At 40.8% G+C, this 15,609-nt stretch carries 16 protein-coding genes; 8 read left to right on the top strand and 8 right to left on the bottom strand.

The window, feature by feature from the left end; all coding sequences use genetic code 11:
* Positions 1–124: 124 nt before the first annotated feature.
* Positions 125–565 carry a S4 domain-containing protein gene (locus MP622_RS07025; protein WP_016167730.1) on the bottom strand — a complete coding sequence of 147 codons (441 nt, stop codon included), beginning with the start codon at positions 563–565 and terminating at the stop codon, positions 125–127.
* Entirely contained in the window at positions 558–1,244 is a 687-nt protein-coding gene (locus tag MP622_RS07020) for an HAD-IA family hydrolase (RefSeq protein ID WP_044740007.1), read from the bottom strand. The genes MP622_RS07025 and MP622_RS07020 overlap by 8 nt, the downstream gene beginning before the upstream one ends.
* Positions 1,245–1,258: 14 nt before the next feature.
* Here MP622_RS07020 and MP622_RS07015 point away from each other — a divergent pair, with 14 nt between their 5' ends.
* The 3 genes from MP622_RS07015 (at position 1,259) to MP622_RS07005 (ending at position 5,825) form a co-directional block, all read left to right on the top strand.
* Positions 1,259–2,116 carry a 3'(2'),5'-bisphosphate nucleotidase CysQ gene (locus tag MP622_RS07015; protein ID WP_044740006.1) on the top strand — a complete coding sequence of 286 codons (858 nt, stop codon included), beginning with the start codon at positions 1,259–1,261 and terminating at the stop codon, positions 2,114–2,116.
* Between the two features lie 52 nt (positions 2,117–2,168).
* Positions 2,169–2,903, top strand: a complete 735-nt coding sequence (locus MP622_RS07010; protein WP_104442205.1) for a phosphoglycerate mutase family protein — start codon at positions 2,169–2,171, stop codon at positions 2,901–2,903.
* 183 nt (positions 2,904–3,086) lie between these two features.
* Complete coding sequence (locus MP622_RS07005; RefSeq protein ID WP_243793226.1) at positions 3,087–5,825, top strand: M66 family metalloprotease; 2,739 nt, start codon at positions 3,087–3,089, stop codon at positions 5,823–5,825.
* 120 nt (positions 5,826–5,945) lie between these two features.
* Here the strand turns inward: MP622_RS07005 and rpsT are convergent, their stop codons facing one another.
* Entirely contained in the window at positions 5,946–6,212 is a 267-nt protein-coding gene (gene rpsT / locus MP622_RS07000) for a 30S ribosomal protein S20 (RefSeq protein ID WP_016167735.1), read from the bottom strand.
* Positions 6,213–6,427: 215 nt separating this feature from the next.
* Here rpsT and MP622_RS06995 point away from each other — a divergent pair, with 215 nt between their 5' ends.
* From MP622_RS06995 to MP622_RS06985, 3 genes are read left to right on the top strand one after another with little or no spacing between them, the layout of a single operon-like run.
* The gene (locus MP622_RS06995) at positions 6,428–7,093 is read left to right on the top strand and encodes a nucleoside-diphosphate sugar epimerase (protein WP_243793225.1); all 666 of its coding nucleotides are present in this window, start codon (positions 6,428–6,430) and stop codon (positions 7,091–7,093) included.
* 12 nt (positions 7,094–7,105) lie between these two features.
* Complete coding sequence (rraA, locus tag MP622_RS06990; RefSeq protein WP_243793223.1) at positions 7,106–7,618, top strand: ribonuclease E activity regulator RraA; 513 nt, start codon at positions 7,106–7,108, stop codon at positions 7,616–7,618.
* A 24-nt stretch (positions 7,619–7,642) separates the two neighbouring features.
* The gene (locus MP622_RS06985) at positions 7,643–8,422 is read left to right on the top strand and encodes a glutathione S-transferase N-terminal domain-containing protein (protein ID WP_243793222.1); all 780 of its coding nucleotides are present in this window, start codon (positions 7,643–7,645) and stop codon (positions 8,420–8,422) included.
* A 66-nt stretch (positions 8,423–8,488) separates the two neighbouring features.
* On the opposite strand, the gene MP622_RS06980 is transcribed toward MP622_RS06985, so the two are convergent.
* Both MP622_RS06980 and MP622_RS06975 read right to left on the bottom strand, forming a co-directional pair.
* The gene (locus MP622_RS06980; RefSeq protein ID WP_243793219.1) at positions 8,489–9,187 is read right to left on the bottom strand and encodes a Sir2 family NAD-dependent protein deacetylase; all 699 of its coding nucleotides are present in this window, start codon (positions 9,185–9,187) and stop codon (positions 8,489–8,491) included.
* Between the two features lie 30 nt (positions 9,188–9,217).
* Complete coding sequence (locus tag MP622_RS06975) at positions 9,218–10,174, bottom strand: LysR substrate-binding domain-containing protein (RefSeq protein ID WP_243793217.1); 957 nt, start codon at positions 10,172–10,174, stop codon at positions 9,218–9,220.
* A gap of 232 nt (positions 10,175–10,406) precedes the next feature.
* Here MP622_RS06975 and MP622_RS06970 point away from each other — a divergent pair, with 232 nt between their 5' ends.
* Both MP622_RS06970 and MP622_RS06965 read left to right on the top strand, forming a co-directional pair.
* Positions 10,407–11,621 (top strand): acyl-CoA dehydrogenase, encoded by a 1,215-nt coding sequence (locus MP622_RS06970; protein ID WP_243793215.1) that lies wholly within the window; start codon positions 10,407–10,409, stop codon positions 11,619–11,621.
* Positions 11,622–11,732: 111 nt separating this feature from the next.
* On the top strand, positions 11,733–12,959 hold the full coding sequence (locus tag MP622_RS06965; protein WP_243793213.1) for a CaiB/BaiF CoA-transferase family protein: 1,227 nt from the start codon (positions 11,733–11,735) through the stop codon (positions 12,957–12,959).
* A 37-nt stretch (positions 12,960–12,996) separates the two neighbouring features.
* Here MP622_RS06965 and MP622_RS06960 read toward each other — a convergent pair whose 3' ends face one another.
* The 3 genes from MP622_RS06960 to pcaF form a co-directional block, all read right to left on the bottom strand.
* Complete coding sequence (locus tag MP622_RS06960; protein WP_042069079.1) at positions 12,997–13,386, bottom strand: hypothetical protein; 390 nt, start codon at positions 13,384–13,386, stop codon at positions 12,997–12,999.
* Between the two features lie 102 nt (positions 13,387–13,488).
* Complete coding sequence (gene pcaD, locus MP622_RS06955) at positions 13,489–14,265, bottom strand: 3-oxoadipate enol-lactonase (protein WP_243793211.1); 777 nt, start codon at positions 14,263–14,265, stop codon at positions 13,489–13,491.
* Positions 14,266–14,327: 62 nt separating this feature from the next.
* Entirely contained in the window at positions 14,328–15,533 is a 1,206-nt protein-coding gene (gene pcaF / locus MP622_RS06950; RefSeq protein WP_243793209.1) for a 3-oxoadipyl-CoA thiolase, read from the bottom strand.
* Between the last annotated feature and the right edge of the window lie 76 nt (positions 15,534–15,609).

Here is a 15,609-nt window from a genome sequence, read left to right as displayed (position 1 = left end):
TTTACTTTTAACCTAAAGTGGATGTCTTACATTACAAGCGTTTTCCACTTCAGTATAGTGACAGAATTATTTCTGTTATTCTATGCCTGTTGTATCTTGTGCGACACAACATGACGCGACTAATTTAATCATCATTATATGACCAATGTTGGTCAAATTGCTGATCATTTTCTTGTTTAAATCTACTGATTTGTCGACGATCTTTTTTCGAAGGTCGATGATCAGGTCGAGCAAGATTATGCAATTTTCTTTGCGATGCAAGCAATTCTCTTTTTGCTAAACTGACTTCAGTTTCTTCATATAATTGCTGAGCAATAGGAGCAGGGCCACGCATATTAGAAATAGCTTTAATAATCACAGTTTTTTTCTCGAAACCTTGTTGGATGGTAAGTTCCATGCCTACACGGACTTCTTTAGAAACTTTGACGCGTTCTCCATCGAAATGGACTTTGCCGCCTTCAATTGCAGACTTAGCAATGCTTCGAGTTTTAAAAAAACGTGCAGCCCATAGCCATTTGTCGATACGTACAGTTTCGACAGGAAGATTTTGCTCTGCTTTAGGCATATTGCTTTTGTTCCTCAGCTTGTTCAAGTAAAGGGATTAGGTCTGTGAGTCTATCAATCATTGGGAAATTGGAATTCTCACGTACTAACCCTGTAGATGAGGGCTGTTGGATCGTAATCAAATGCTGTAGTCCAAATTTTTGTGCACCCAATAAAACTTTTTCAGTGTCATCAATAAAATAAGTTTGCTGCGCATCAAAAGGATGCAATTGGTGTAACTTTTCCCAGAATGCAGTAAATTCTTTGGCGTGCCCTAGAGTTTCACTGCTCACAATCACATCGAAATATTGCTCAATACCTGTTTGCTTAAGTTTAAACTCTAGACTGGCACAGTCTGCATTAGTGGCTAACCAACATGGATAATGATTGGCCTTTAGATATTCTAATAATTCAATACAGCCTTCACGGCGGCTTACTTTATGTTGCTGCTTTTTTTGTAATGCAAGCACATCAAAGCCGACTTTAGTCGACCAAAAATGTGAAGAATACCAGTTTAAAGTGTGGCTATGTTCTTGATAGAATTGGAATAGGACTTCTTTACTTTGTTCGATCGAACATTGATGCACTTCAGCATACTGAATGGGCACAAGCTGATTCCAAATCAGGTCATCATAAGCAAGATCGAGTAAGGTTCCATCCATGTCAAAAATGACTGGAGGTTTTTGAGAAAAGTTCGACATATATAAGGTGATCTATGTTTAACACAACAACAGCACCGCAAGACGCAATGATCTTGCAGCTTGTGCCCATTGTGACACAAGCGTGCGAAATTTTGCGAGAAGAATATCAACGCTATTGTGCTGGTGAGCAGTTTGATATCACCCAAAAGCATGATGATTCACCTGTCACTCAGGCAGATTTCAGAGTGAATCAATATATTACAGAAGCTTTGGCACAGCAATATTCAGATATCCCTTTGCTATCAGAAGAAGGTGAGTATGATCAACGCCAGCAATGGCATCAGTTTTGGTTGCTCGATCCCTTAGATGGTACTAAAGAGTTTTTGCATAAACGTCCTGAGTTCACGATCAATTTAAGTCTGGTTGAAGGTGTGCATACGGTTTTTGCAGTATTGGCAATTCCTGCTGAGCAGGTGATGTACTTTTGCCCTAGGCAAGGGATGCCATTGAAGTTAAATCTCAACAGTCAGCGGTGGTCTGTATATGAATTGGAACAGGCAATAACTACACCTGTGCATATAGGTTTAAGTCAAAGTACACAGCATAAGTCTGAATACACGGCATATTTAGATGTACTGAAAGATCTGGCTGCCTATGATGTATTTAAAGCAGGTAGTGCCTATAAGTTTTGTATGATCTTGGAACATAAGGTGGATATTTACCCACGCTTTCATCCAACCAGCGAATGGGATACTAGTGCGGGACAATGTTTAATTGAGCGAATTGGTGGTGGATTGGTTGATTTTAAAGGGCGACCATTTGTCTATAACCAACGAGAGACTCTATTGAATGGTGGTTTTATTGCTTATCGGAATGCAGAGATGAAAGAACTCGCATTACAAGCACTTTCGGCAATGCAGAGTAAGCATTGAGCAAAAAAATTAAAATGTTATAGTGTAAGCTCGACGGAAGAATGATGGTCTTATGGCATTAGAACGACTCCCACATAGTATGCTAAAAGCAATCGATTTATTGCCAGATACACATACTCCAGTCACATTATTTACACGGCATTCCATTCGCGAAATGGTGAGCGGGCAAGGCTTGGCTGGTTATGATTTGCAGCTAACACCGCAAGGGCGTGATTTGGCGCTAGCATGGGGCGGACATTTAATTGCTCAAACAGGTCGAATTATTCAACATTGTATATCGAGTCCTATTCAACGTTGTGTGGATACGGCTGCTTTAATGATTCAAGGGGCAGATTCTATCAGCCTACAAAATAATACACATCATATTGAAATAGTGCAGCAAGGACTTTTGGTTGAACCAGGAAGTTTTGTACTTGATATTAAACAGGCGGGTCCTTATTTTCGGGAACAGGGTGCTTTAGGTTTTATCAACAGCTTTGTAAATAATGCTTTACCGGGAATGAAACACCCGATACGAGGTGTGGTTGATGTACTTGAATTAATTTATAACACGCATCCCCAACATCATAATGGGCTTAGCCTAGCTGTGAGCCACGATACCATCATTGCAGCAATTATTGCTGTAATTTCAGGTCGAAATGTTATTACTCAAGAAGACTGGCCACAAATGATGGAAGGCTTATTTGTTTGGTTTGAGGGAGATGAATTTTTAGATTCAAAACTAAAATGGATTTGGCGTGGTGAATTACATGAGTTGAATATTCGACAGTTCAATCAGCATCATTAAAAGAACCAAATTAACCTAAATTTTAAAATATCTGCTAGATCAGATATGTCTTTCATTACTCTCATTTTTTGTATTTTATAAAAGTATAATATATTATTTAAAATAAAATCATGTTTTTAAATGATTTAATTTACATTTGGTTTTTAGAATTTATAACAATTGGGGATTTTTGTGAAAAATGTGATGAATTACCATTCGCATGTTTTGAGTGTGTGTATTGCCTGTATATTATTGTCAGCATGTGGCGGTGGAGGAGGAGACTCCACTGGAGGAGGCTCTAAAAATCCAGATTCATCTGTTGATACTGCACCGAGTGCGCCTGTATATCCTGAGCCAACAAAAGATGTATTGGATGAGGAGACGTTGGGTTTTTATGATTATGATGCAACTTCTGCAACTTCTGCAACTTCTGCAACTTCTGCAACTTCTGCAACTTCTGCAACGCGAGTAATTCGTTCTAATTTGACAGGTTCATTTCAGGGTATGGTTCAATTTGCGCAAGCGCATGTGGTTGATCCGAGTGGTAATGAAGCTAAAAAAATGCCCCGACTTACCTCTGAACGTGAGGCATTATTGTTGCTTACCCCTACTGGTGCAATGGGTGATATACAGAGCTTAGAGCTTGAAATATATCAGGATGGTTTATTTGTACGAAAAGTTAAGCTGGATGATCCATCACAAATACCACTTTCAGATCAGAGTAATCAAGATCAACGACCACAGGTACTTTACAGTAAGCGAGCTTGGTCAGCTAAGTTAAATTGGAATGAAGTAAAACCTGGCCTGAAACTCAAATTTGTTGATGGGTCAGGTCGTGTGGGAGAGTTGCAGGAAACTCAAATTGACTTTGCTGCACCCGGTGTATTGGTATTGAATAATATCCGTTTAGGTCTGCTTACAGATCCACCTGTTTCTACAGGGCATTATATGTTGCTTGAACCTGAAAAGGCGGGCACGGATTATTTTCAAACCATTCCTGCCTCAGAAATGATTGTCGCAAAATATGATGACATGAAGCTAAATCGAGTCATGGTCGCGAATGGAACCATTTATGACATTAGTAGCGCGGTAGAGGGTGGTGTATATTCTGGTGATATGCGCGAAAATGTTGCGAAATCGACTTTTAGTGTTGGTATTAATTTGGCTAACTGGGGCGTGACGAGTGCTTCAATGGCAAGTCAGGAACAACCTCAACTCACTGAAAGTGTGATTGTGCATCATGCACGTGGTCAATATACCAATGGTATTCAAAACCACGGTTTGAGTGGCGGTAATGGTATGTTGACGCTAATTGATTCGATTGGTAATGAGTTTAGCCATGAAATTGGACATCATTATGGTTTGGGACATTATCCTGGCGCTGTTGAGACAAAAGATCAGCCAACCAATTACTTCTGGTCCGCACACCATGCAGACAGTGGATGGGGGTATATTTCTTTCCGTAATAAAATGCGCGGTAATCTTAATTGGAAATCGACCACTTTAGGTGATGGTAGTAATGGTGTTCCTAATTTCTTAAAGCTTTATCCATATAGTTGGGACGCGATGGCGGGTGGGTACACTGCAAGTTCAATTTCGCAGTTTACGCATTATACAGGCTACAGTACTTCTATTAAAATTCAGCCTCATTTTAATCGAGAGATGTGGGATCCGAGCTCACCAACAGGCTATACAAAGTGGAATGCAACAACCCGTAAAATGGAAGTTGTGCAACCCCGTGTTCCTAGCTCATCAAAAGTTTGGTATAACCGAACAGATGGTAATTATCTGAAACCTCGTTTATTCGGTGTTCCTGTATATACAATTTTAGGTGGATATGACCCTGAAAATCAGGTGGGTTTATTGTATCCAGCGGCACGAAGTAACTGGGGTAATGTATTTGATTTACCTGAAGCAAATACGGCAGTAACTCAAGCAGCGTGTTGGCTCAATATTCGTTCGGTAAGTGGTAATAAGACTGTTGGATTGGCGCCGAATCGCATGGATTCGACGAATAGTCCTGCAAATAAATTACACGTCAATTTGGCAATTTCTGATCAGCCCCAGCACGTCGATTTGTATTGTAAAAAAGCCAATCAGGCTGAAAAATTGCTTTCTAGTATTGATATTCCAACCTATGCTGAAGCGATGAAGCCTGTGGTGAAAATTGGTCGTGAAAATGGCTATGATGCTTTACGTAAAATTGAATTACCAAATTTAGAGCAAGAATTACTGGCTCAAAATGGCAAACCAATCGTAGCTTTATCTGCCCAAACTAAATTACTGTACGATTCTTATCGAACCAACCAAGAAGGGTTATCTGCCACTGCTCAGCAAGTACTTGCACAATATTCAGACCAACAGCAAAAAATCTACCGTTTAAACCGTTGGATGAATGTGTATGCACAGGATTTAGCTGCAAATAATGTAGCAGCTAAATCTGCTTTGGCTTTATTTATTCAGCAGTTAGGTTTAGAAACGGACTCTTTACTGAATCAACAAAGTACTTTACTGAATAGAACCAATTGCTTGAAAGTGGAGAAAACAACTTCGGGGCAATATAATCCTTATATTAGTGGTCCAACGGGGTGTACGGGTGATGACTCGGAGAAATGGATTTTAGATGGTTTGGGGCGTATTCATAGTAAATGGGCTGTGGATCAATGTTTAACCAGTAATGGAAGTGGTGGAAAAATTACACTTACTACGTGCTCAACGCAATTAAGCAGCCAAGTCTGGATTATGGCAGCAGATACTCAGTCTATTCGTCAAGGCAATCAGTGTTTTGATTTGAATCGTGGATATTTGGTTGATAATCGTGCTGATTTAATCCGTTATTCTTGTACAAATGGCGCGAATCAGAAGTGGAGTATGTTGACTCCAAATAATAATTTAATTTTATCGTATTTAAAGCCTAAAAACTTAGCTGTACTGGTAAATTAAAGTTTGCGCTCCTTCACTGATGTGGGGGAGTGTATTTGATATCTTGTTAGAATTTATAGGTTGAATTATAAAGCTATAGATGTAAAAAAAGCCCAGATGGGCTTTTTTTAATACAACAAATTAGTTAGCTAACGCTTTAACTTGTGCATTTAAGCGGCTCTTATGACGAGCTGCTTTGTTTTTATGGATGATACCTTTATCAGCCATACGGTCAATTACAGGAACAGCTTTTTTGTAAGCTTCTGTAGCAACTGCATGGTCACCAGCAGCGATAGCAGCTACTGTGCGTTTGATGTAGGTACGAACCATAGAACGCAAGCTTGCGTTGTGTTTACGTGCTTTAACGTTTTGACGAGCACGTTTTTTTGCTTGAGCAGAGTTTGCCACTCGTGCACTCCTTGAATTAGATTGGTCTGGGCGGGCTGAAATTCATACTGAAAACCAACATCAGTAGAACTATCACCAGCCCGTAAACAAGTGCCATATTTTGATTAAACACGACTACGAAGTCAAGTCTTGACATGCTTTGACAACATTTTAGATGCAGAAAAATGTTAAAGAAAACGTTAGATTACTCATAAAACATGGAGAACGGTCAAAAAATGATAAATTCGATTCAAAATGCAATTGTGATTGGTGCAACAGGTCTTGTAGGTCGGGCCTTAATAAAACAATTAAATGAATTAAGCAGTTGTGAACAAATTACGGCAGTGGTACGACATTACGATGTTGAGTTAAGTCAGTTGGAAAAAGTCCATCAATTTGTACTGGAAGATTTCTTGTTACTGAATGATGAGGATGTGCATGGTCATAGTCATGCATTTAGTTGTTTAGGATCAACTTTAAAAAAAGCAGGCTCAAAAGCGCAGTTTTATAATATTGATTATGAAATAAATGCACATTTTGCAGATTTATTTGATGGATTAGAAGTACATTACTTGTTGGTGAGTGCACTTGGTGCCAATCCGAAGTCACCAATTTTTTATAATCGCGTTAAAGGTGAGTTAGAACAGCATATTCGTGAATTGGGTTTAGCGAAGACTTCAATACTACAACCTTCTTTATTGTTGGGTGAGCGATCAGAACAACGTTTGTTAGAAAGTGCTACTCAGCGTTTATACCAAAAGATGTCACATTTGGTACTAGATTCTTTTAAATATAAGCCAGTGACAGCAGAACAAGTGGCTCATACTATGGTCGTGGCTGCTCAACATCAGACTGAAAAGTTTGAAATTTATGATAATTTACGCATACAAAAAGCCAAATAAATGGAGAATGATGTGACAACAGTTCTTTTTGTAACTTGTGATTTATTAGACGATAACCCTGAAAAAGAACTTCAGGTGGTTACTCCATCGATGGACGGTAAATTTTTTAAAAGCTATGGGGCGCGCAAAAGTTTTGGTGGTCAGGTGGTGACGGTCAAATGTTTTGAAGATAACTCGCGAGTCAAAGAGCTTTTAGCGACTGAAGGTGCTGGTAAGGTGCTCGTTGTAGATGGGGGAGCTTCAATGCGCTGTGCCTTGATGGGAGATCTGATTGCTGAGTCAGCAGTTAAAAATCATTGGAATGGCGTGATTATTTATGGATGTGTCCGTGATGTGGATGCCATTGCAGAGTTGGATTTGGGTGTACATGCATTGGCTGCAATTCCACAAAAAAGTAATCGTAAAGGCATAGGCGAAACGGATATTCCACTCTATTTTGGTGGGGTAAGTATTCAATCTGGCGATTACATTTATGCCGATAATAATGGCATTGTGGTGGCTAAAGAACCATTGGTCGCACTATAAGATCATTAAAAATAAGGACAAAATATGGTGAATCATCAAATAAAAGTTGTTCAAGCTTTGGCTTCATCATTTGTGGAAGGTGGTCGAGGAGTCTCTGGTACAGCTTTTCCAAAGCAACCAGAGAAATCATTGAAACTCTATGAATTTGAAGGTTCTCCATTTTGTCGCCGTGTGCGTGAAGTTTTAACTTTATTAAATTTGGATTATGAAGTTTATCCATGTCCAAAAGGTGGAACAAAATATCGTCAAATCGTAAAGCAATTAGGTGGAAAAAAACAATTTCCTTTCTTCATTGATGATAATACTTCAACGCAGATGTATGAGTCCCAAGACATTATTCATCATCTCTTTGAACATTATGGGCAAACAGGGAAAACACCGAAAAAATTTGCGCATTATCCCAAAATCCCTATTATGGCACTTGCTGGAACCATTATTAATGGCGCGCGTGGTGTTTGGGTGGATCAACGTATTGTCAACCGTGAAGCACCGCAGCAGTTGCTTGAATTATGGGGATTTGAGGCGAGCCCATTTACCCGTGTCGTTCGAAGTGTGTTAACGGAATTAGAGCTGCCATTTATATTTCATAATGTGGCAAAAGAGCGCTGGCAAGATATGGGACCTGCTGTATTACGCTTAAAGCCAGGAAAGTATATCCCAATCAAAGAGGGTAAACGTGAAAAGGTAATGCTGTTGATGGGACGTGATATTCAAGTGCCATATTTAGTTGACCCAAATACACAAGTAAGGATGTTTGAATCGGCAAAAATCGTCAACTACCTTAAAAAGCAATATGGTGCTTAGAATCCTAGGTATAAAAACTTGAACTCGGATTAGATCATGGATAATTGCTTAATCCGAATGGTTAGTTTAATTGGTCAATAGCTTGAATAATTGTTGCATGCCTTCGGTTGCGGTTTGTGTAATAAGCTGATATTGCGGAGGCAGGGTTTGTTGATGCGCTTTGGGGTCAATATAATATGCTTTACAGTGTGGTGGAATTTCATGGATTAATCCTGCAACAGGATATACCTCTAAACTTGAACCGATCACAATAAAAATATCTGCGTGTTGTACAATTTTTTGTGCCTCGTCATAAGCAGGTACCGCTTCGCCAAACCAGACCACATGCGGTCGCAGTGCGTAGCCTAAAGGGCAACGATCTGTTTCTAAATTAAGTTCCCAGCCTTCTATAGGGTAAAACTCAGTTGCATATTCGGCATGGGGGCCAGAACTCTTGGCGAAGCGAATATTGCCATGTAAATGCAATACATTGTCATTACCTGCACGTTCATGCAGATCATCAATATTTTGTGTAATGACATTGAGATGATAGTGCTGCTGTAATTGGGCAATCAGTTGATGAGCACGATTCGGCTGAGCGTGTAAAATATGTTTACGTCGTTGGTTATAAAAATCTTGAACCAATTGTGGATTTCTGGCCCAAGCTTCAGGTGTTGCGACATCTTCAATGTTGTAATTTTCCCAGAGTCCGTCGTGATTACGAAAGGTTTGAATGCCACTTTCGGCACTCATACCTGCACCTGAAAATATCACTAAGTTTTGCATGATTTCCTCATTGTTTACTTATTCTTGGGCTTAGGTATCAACTGAAGTGAAGTTTGAAATCATTTTTACTTCATGTTGAATCCAGTCGACAAACTTGCTCAAAATAGTTGATGGCGCTTGACTAGAATGCACCAAATAATATGCACGATTACTCGGTAATGGACTGCTACTAGCAATCACCAAGGTTTGATTTTTTAGTTCTTGTTCAATCAGCATTTGCGGAATTAAAGCAACGCCCATCGAATGTGATGCCGCTACAGCGAGCATGGAAAACAGCTCATGTCGTTGTCCTTCGTCGGCTTTAGGGTGGTCGATTTGATGTGCTTGAAACCATTCCTGCCAAATAGTAGGTCGTGTGGTTTGCTGTAATAAAGGAAGTTGCGTAATTTGCTCTGGGTTTAAATGATAGCTATATGGGGTGAGTTTTTCTGCATTTGGGAAATGTTTCAAAATAAGTGAAGGTGAGCAAACAGCGATAACATCTTCATGCATTAAAAAATGGGCTTGGATGCTTGGCCAGTGTTCAATCTGTTGCTCTGTACCTGCATAAATGGCTGCATCGAACATATGCTCATTAAATAGAAAAGGCTTCGTACTGGTTTCCAAATGAATGGTAATTTCAGGATAACGCATATTAAAACCATGGAGTTTCGGTAATAACCAACGAGTAGCAAAGGTAGGTACAACACCGAGTTTTAGTGTCCCTCCTAAACCTTTATGTGCCATGACTTCTTGTGTGGATTTTTCTAAACCGAGTAAATAGGGTTTTATCGCCGCATAATATTGTGTACCCGCAATGGTCAGTTCCATACCATGTCGTGTTCGTGTAAATAACTGAATATCTAAAAATTCTTCCAATTGCTGAATTTGACGTGATACTGCACTTTGGGTCATAGATAGTTCTAAAGCTGCATGTGTGTAACTGGCATGTTTAGCAGCCGATTCAAAGCAGAGTAAGCTCTGCATAGAGGGAATTTTTCTTCTCATTAGCGTTGTCATTCAGTCATTAGGATATTTCAAAAGTGCATAAAGCATCTGGATTGAATCATAAGAACATACTTTAGAAATGTCATTTTTAGCAACTTATTGTTTTTTTAATGTGAAAAAAATAAACAAGATATGCGTTTAAAGCATATCTGCATGCGAATTAATCGTTTGAATTATTTTGTGTGCAGGCATAGCATCATTATAAATAACAAGACCTAGCAGAGGATGCGTAATGAACCAAATGGTGAATACAAAAGCGGCACGTGTACAATTTGATTGGAAAGATCCATTTTTAATTGAGCAGCAACTCACAGAAGAAGAGCGCATGATTCGTGATACGGCATATGCCTATTGTCAGGAACAATTAATGCCACGTGTATTGGAGCAGTTCCGTTATGAACGAACTGATGCGGGTATTTTCCGTGAAATGGGAGAACTGGGCTTATTGGGGCCAACGATTTCTGAACAATATGGCGGCGCAGGTTTAAATTATGTGAGTTATGGCTTAATTGCACGTGAAATTGAACGTGTAGATTCAGGCTACCGCTCTATGGCGAGTGTACAAAGTTCTTTGGTGATGGTGCCAATTCAAGAATTTGGTACAGAGCAGCAAAAACAACAATATTTACCAAAACTCGCATCAGGTGAGTACATCGGTTGCTTCGGTTTAACTGAGCCAGACCATGGTTCAGACCCAGGAAGTATGATTACACGTGCTAAAAAAGTAGCAGGTGGTTATCGCTTATCTGGTGCGAAAATGTGGATTACCAATAGCCCAATTGCAGATGTATTTGTGGTGTGGGCAAAAGAAGTATCTGAAGAAGGACATGTGGGTGACATTCGTGGCTTTATTTTAGAAAAAGGCTGGGAAGGGCTTTCGGCACCTGCGATTCATGGCAAAGTGGGTTTACGTGCATCAATCACAGGTGAAATTGTGATGGATAACGTTTTTGTTCCAGAAGAAAATGCATTTCCTGAAATTCGTGGTTTGAAAGGTCCATTTACCTGCCTAAATAGCGCACGCTATGGTATCGCTTGGGGCGCGATGGGTGCAGCAGAATTCTGTTGGCATACTGCGCATCAATATACAATGGATCGTAAACAGTTTGGTCGTCCTTTAGCAGCAAACCAACTTATTCAGAAAAAACTTGCTGATATGCAAACTGAAATTGCTTTAGGGTTACAAGTTGCTTTGCGTTTTGGACGTATGAAAGATGAAGGGATTGCATCGGTTGAAGGAACCTCTCTAATCAAACGTAACAACTGTGGTAAAGCTTTAGATATTGCCCGTTTAGCCCGTGACATGATGGGGGGAAATGGGATTAGTGATGAGTTTGGTGTCGCACGACATTTGGTCAATTTAGAAGTGGTGAACACCTATGAAGGCACCCATGACGTACATGCACTAATTCTTGGCCGTGCACAGACGGGTATTGCTGCATTCTAATTTAAAAAAATCATTTTGATTAAAATCAGGGTGCTCGAAAGAGCATCTTGAGGGCAAATGCATCTTTGAAAATCAAAAGTAAAACGAAGATGTAAGTTTGAGGAGCAAATAATGGGTGCGTTAAAGGGAATTCGGGTTTTGGATCTTAGCCGAGTATTGGCGGGCCCATGGTGTGGGCAAATTTTGGCAGATCTCGGTGCTGAAGTCATTAAAATTGAGCGTCCACAATGTGGTGATGATACTCGCATGTGGGGGCCGCCGTGGATGCTTGATGCTCACGGTGAACAGACTCGTGAGTCAGGTTATTACCAGTCGGCCAATAGAAATAAATATTCAGTCGCGATTGATATTACACGCTCAGAGGGACAGGCTATTCTGCATGAAATGGTCAAAACGGCAGATGTCGTGATCGAAAACTATAAAGCGGGTTCATTACAGAAATATGGTCTGGATTATGAAACTCTAAGTGATATTAATCCGAATCTGGTTTATTGCTCGATCACAGGTTTTGGACAAACAGGACCACGTGCGGCTGAACCAGGCTATGACTTTATCATTCAGGGTATGTCAGGACTGATGAGTATTACGGGTGAAGAGGAAGATTCAGGGTGTGGTGCACAGAAAGTAGGTGTCGCTGTGGTCGATATTCAAACAGGACTATATGCCACGATTGCCATTCAGGCTGCACTATTGGCTCGTCATCAGATTGGACGAGGGCAACATATTGATTTGTCATTACTGGATGTTCAGGTGGCAGGTTTAGCCAATCAAGGTATGAATTATCTCACTACGGGTGTATCTCCAAAGCGTATGGGAAATAGTCATCCGAATATTGTTCCATATCAAACTTTTAGCGCGAAAGATAAAGAATTTATTGTCGCTTGTGGTAACGATAAGCAGTTTAAAGATTTCTGTATTGCGATTGGTTATACCTCGCTATTGGAAGATGGGCGTTTTAATCGAAATCAGGATCGAGTACGCTACCGTGAAGTACTTATTGAATTATTATCTGCTCATTTTGTACAGCAAAATGCAGAGTCGTGGGTGAGTGCAATTCATGCATTTAAAGTACCTGTTGGGCTTATTAATTCTGTTGCCGAAGCTCTGCAAGAACCCCAAATTCAACATCGGGAAATGGTGGTGAATATACAACATCCACTTAATCCAGAGTTCCAGATGATTGGTTCGCCTATAAAATTGTCTGAAACACCTGTTGAATATCATCATGCACCGCCACAATTGGGAGAACATACCATGTTTGTATTGTCTCAATTTAAAGCGGAACATGAATTACAACTGTTAAAAGGAATGGGTGTAATTGATGGTAAAATAGCCTAAGCAAATTAATTATTAAAAATATGACTTAGAAGGGCATTTAATTTTGTTTGAGATCAAAAAAGTTTAACCAAGGCTTTCTTTGATTTGAATCGATGAGTTTGATGCTCTTTATAAAATAAAGTTCATCCTCATCACCAGGCCCGACAATGCGTCCAGCATTAATTTCATAAGACAAATCAACTACAGCTTGGCGACCTTTGAATTGGTTTTTGAGTTTCTCACCCAGTGAGTCTTGATCAAACTCAAACCAATCACCACATTGCTGGCTACAATAGGCGTGATATTCTTTTCCTTGCTGATCTTTTAAACCAAGTCCGAGATCATCTACGCCACCCCCATAAATGATGGTGTAGGTTTCGAATTGTGAATTTGCAAAAGCAGACATACTTGAAAGCATAAGAATACAGTTGAAAAAATATTTTTTCATTTTTACAAATTCTAGGGGTTATGAAGTTAGTGGACGGTATTTAAACAAACATTTTAGACAAAGAAAAGCCTCAACAATGTGAGGCCTTTGAGGACGGTATTCTTATACAAGAAACTGTTTTAAAGCTTCATTAAACGCCGTTGGCTGTTCCACATTAGAAATATGTGACGCATCAATTTCGACCAACTGACTCTTGGGAATTTGACTCTGCATAAACTCAGCATCCGCCACCGTTGTCACAGGATCTTGCCGTCCTACAACAATCAATACGGGCACCGTAATTGTCTTTAATTGCTCCCGAACATCCGCTTTAGCCAAAGCTTCACAACAACTCGCATAACCTTCTGGGCTGCCAGCGCCTAAGTCGTTTGAAAGCGTTGCAACCGTTGCCGCGTTGCTTTGGATAAAGGGAACTGTAAACCATCGCGAAGCTGCACTGTCCGCGATAGATTGTAAACCTTGAGATCTGACCAAAGCCGCCCGATCCAGCCAAGCCTGCTCCTGACCAATTTTAGCCGCCGTATTACACACCACCACATGGCTAAAACGCTCAGGATAATGAATAGCCAACCATTGACCGGTTAAGCCCCCCATAGAAATCCCACAAAATGCAGCTTTTGAAATCTTTAAATGATCCAGCAAATGAATCACATCTTCACCCAATTGTTGCAGGCTATAAGGACCTTGCGGGGTAGACGAAGCACCATGACCACGCGTGTCATAACACACCACAAAGAACTGCTCTTTTAAAGCATTAAACTGCTGTTGCCACATGCCATAATTGGTCCCCAAAGAATTGGAAAATACCAAAGCAGGATTGGTGGCATCACCAAAAGTTGCGTAATTGATGGTTGCATCATTTGAAATAAATGTTGGCATAAAATCCCTCCCGACCTCCCTTTAAAAAAGGGAGGGGAAATATCTTAAATAGTTATGATTTGTTAAACGCGCTGAATAATCATTGCAATGCCTTGACCGACACCAATACACATCGAACATAAGGCATAAGTACCACCCGTTTGTTCTAATTGGTTTAAGGCTGTGGTGACTAAACGTGCACCTGAAGCACCCAACGGATGACCAATCGCAATCGCACCACCATTTGGATTCACTTGTGTCGTATCGTCTGCCAGACCTAAATCACGGGTAACCGCCAGTGCCTGTGCCGCAAAGGCTTCATTCAGCTCAATCACATCCATCTGCTCGATGCTGAGATTAGCTTGTTTCAGCAATTTCTTAATCGCTGGTGCTGGAGCAAAGCCCATAATGCGCGGTTCAACCCCCACAGCCGTAGATGCAATAATCTTGGCACGTGGTTTAAGTTGGTATTGCTCGACGGCTTGTTCCGAAGCAATCAGTACAGCAGCCGCACCGTCATTGATGCCTGACGCGTTTCCCGCTGTGACGGTGCCTTCTGCTGTGACGACTGGCTTCAGTTTCGCCAAACCTGCTAATGTGGTCGATGCACGAGGATGTTCATCGGTATCCACCACAATCGGATCACCCTTACGCTGAGGAATACTTACAGGGACGATCTCATGTTTAAAAAAGCCTTGAGCTTGCGCGGTTGCTGTGCGCTGTTGACTCGTCAAGGCAAACTGGTCTTGATCTGCACGATCAATCTTAAATTGTTGTGCCACATTCTCTGCAGTCTGTGGCATGGTCTCTACACCATACATGGCTTTCAGCTTCGGATTGATAAAACGCCATCCCATGGTGGTGTCTTCAATCTTCTGGCTACGACCATAAGCCGTTTCTGATTTACCCATCACAAACGGAGCACGCGACATGCTTTCCACACCACCCGCAATGATCAGGTTTGCTTCACCCGCTTTAATGGCACGGGCTGCAATCGCAATCGCATCTAAAGATGAACCACATAAACGGTTAATCGTCGTTGCTGGAACTTCGACAGGTAAACCTGCAAGTAGTGCTGACATACGCCCCACATTACGGTTGTCTTCACCCGCTTGGTTGGCACAGCCGTAAATCACATCATCAACTTGTTTCCAGTCCACGCTTGGATTACGTTGCATTAAGGCCTGAATCGGCACAGCACCCAAGTCATCTGCACGGACTGGTGCGAGTCCACCGGCATAACGGCCGAATGGGGTACGGATGGCATCGATAATATAAGCGTCTTTCATTTTTAATCTTGTCCTTTGAATCCCCCTTAGTCCCCCTTTAAAAAGGGGGAAACGCTTCCCTTTTTAAAGGGAAGTC

Origin of the sequence: Acinetobacter sp. PK01 (genome assembly GCF_022819285.1) — a bacterium.
GTDB classification, from domain to species: domain Bacteria; phylum Pseudomonadota; class Gammaproteobacteria; order Pseudomonadales; family Moraxellaceae; genus Acinetobacter; species Acinetobacter tandoii.
Note: the sequence above shows the minus strand (reverse complement) of the source record. Positions and strands in the feature narration are given on the sequence as shown.

Coding starts and splice junctions, on each gene's coding strand:
- MP622_RS07025 (WP_016167730.1), bottom strand. CDS start 565: ATGCCTAAAGCAGAGCAAAATCTTCCTGTCGAAACTGTACGTATCGAC.
- MP622_RS07020 (WP_044740007.1), bottom strand. CDS start 1,244: ATGTCGAACTTTTCTCAAAAACCTCCAGTCATTTTTGACATGGATGGA.
- MP622_RS07015 (WP_044740006.1), top strand. CDS start 1,259: ATGTTTAACACAACAACAGCACCGCAAGACGCAATGATCTTGCAGCTT.
- MP622_RS07010 (WP_104442205.1), top strand. CDS start 2,169: ATGGCATTAGAACGACTCCCACATAGTATGCTAAAAGCAATCGATTTA.
- MP622_RS07005 (WP_243793226.1), top strand. CDS start 3,087: ATGAATTACCATTCGCATGTTTTGAGTGTGTGTATTGCCTGTATATTA.
- MP622_RS06995 (WP_243793225.1), top strand. CDS start 6,428: ATGATAAATTCGATTCAAAATGCAATTGTGATTGGTGCAACAGGTCTT.
- MP622_RS06985 (WP_243793222.1), top strand. CDS start 7,643: ATGGTGAATCATCAAATAAAAGTTGTTCAAGCTTTGGCTTCATCATTT.
- MP622_RS06980 (WP_243793219.1), bottom strand. CDS start 9,187: ATGCAAAACTTAGTGATATTTTCAGGTGCAGGTATGAGTGCCGAAAGT.
- MP622_RS06975 (WP_243793217.1), bottom strand. CDS start 10,174: ATGAGAAGAAAAATTCCCTCTATGCAGAGCTTACTCTGCTTTGAATCG.
- MP622_RS06970 (WP_243793215.1), top strand. CDS start 10,407: ATGAACCAAATGGTGAATACAAAAGCGGCACGTGTACAATTTGATTGG.
- MP622_RS06965 (WP_243793213.1), top strand. CDS start 11,733: ATGGGTGCGTTAAAGGGAATTCGGGTTTTGGATCTTAGCCGAGTATTG.
- MP622_RS06960 (WP_042069079.1), bottom strand. CDS start 13,386: ATGAAAAAATATTTTTTCAACTGTATTCTTATGCTTTCAAGTATGTCT.
- pcaD (WP_243793211.1), bottom strand. CDS start 14,265: ATGCCAACATTTATTTCAAATGATGCAACCATCAATTACGCAACTTTT.
- pcaF (WP_243793209.1), bottom strand. CDS start 15,533: ATGAAAGACGCTTATATTATCGATGCCATCCGTACCCCATTCGGCCGT.